At 69.5% G+C, this 1,033-nt stretch carries 2 protein-coding genes; both read right to left on the bottom strand.

Translation table 11 applies throughout. The features are described from left to right. The coding region (locus tag BST44_RS29170) for a hypothetical protein (RefSeq protein WP_083180049.1) at positions 1-212 on the bottom strand (212 nt) is incomplete at its 3' end. 134 nt (positions 213-346) lie between these two features. After that, the coding region (locus tag BST44_RS29165; protein WP_244184983.1) for an alanine and proline-rich secreted protein Apa at positions 347-1,033 on the bottom strand (687 nt) is incomplete at its 5' end.

The following is a 1,033-nucleotide window of genomic DNA, read 5'->3' as shown; positions in this document are numbered from 1 at the left end:
GCGGTGTTGACGAAGAAGCTCAGAATGAAGCCGCCGATCAAGGCGCCGATGATGCCGATCACGATGTCCATCAGGATGCCGGCGCCACTGCCCCGGATGATCTTGCTGGCGAGCGCGCCCGCCAGACCGCCGATGATGATGTAGCCGATGATCCCGACGCTCGTGAAGGTTGTTGAGCGGGCCAGATATTCGGTAGCTGCCATGACGTTCATGCGGGTCTCCTTGCATCCGATGGCAAAGCCCAGCGAGTTGCTGGGCCGTCACTTCGGTATACCCGCTCCGCGTAACGAAAAAGGGTTCGATTAGGAGACGGTTGGCGCACCATCCCGACGCGCCGGACGGGACGTCAGGCCGATTGCGTCCGCTGGGGCACGGGTGCGGGGGTCGGGGTGACCTCACCAGCCGGAGCCGGGGCCGGCGCCGGATTAGGAGCGGGTGCCGGCGCCGGCGGCACCGGGGCTCCCGGTGCCGGGGCGGGCGGGCCCGCCCACGGCTGGATCGACTCGGCCAGCGCCTTGGCGGCGCCCTTGTCCACCGGGTCGTTGGCCGTGCCGAGCCACACCACGAACCAGCGCTGCGGCGGGCCACCCGCGTTCGCCGCCGGCGCCCCGACGACGCCGGTCCAGATCTGACCGTTCGGCTTGGACGCGTCGCTGAACTTGACCTCGTAGTAGGAGGCGCTGCCGGTGATTCCGTTGGCCCCGGTGAGCGGGGTGCTTTCCTGGTTGATTCGCGTGCCGGGATACGGCAGGAAGAATTCGCCCATGTCCGAGCCGAGCCGCACCGCGGCCTTGGCGTTGTTGGCCTCGGCACTGGCGTAGAGCTTCTGGTCCAGCCGGCCCATCACGATGCGGGTGTCGTTGGCGACCGGCGGCGGCTGGTCGGGCAGCGGCGGCGGCCCGGTCGTCTTGCTCAGCAGCGCCGAGCCGTAGTCCAGGTGGGAGGCGTCCGACTCCACCCAGCCCGGGGGCAGGACGTAGCTGAAGCCACCGACGGCATTGGCGACCCGGCCGGCGTTCGGGTCCACCGGTGG

Source organism: Mycobacterium scrofulaceum (assembly GCF_002086735.1).
Taxonomy (GTDB): Bacteria; Actinomycetota; Actinomycetes; order Mycobacteriales; family Mycobacteriaceae; genus Mycobacterium; species Mycobacterium scrofulaceum.
The sequence above is the reverse complement of the archived record's forward strand: the minus strand, read 5'-3'. Positions and strand labels throughout refer to the sequence as shown.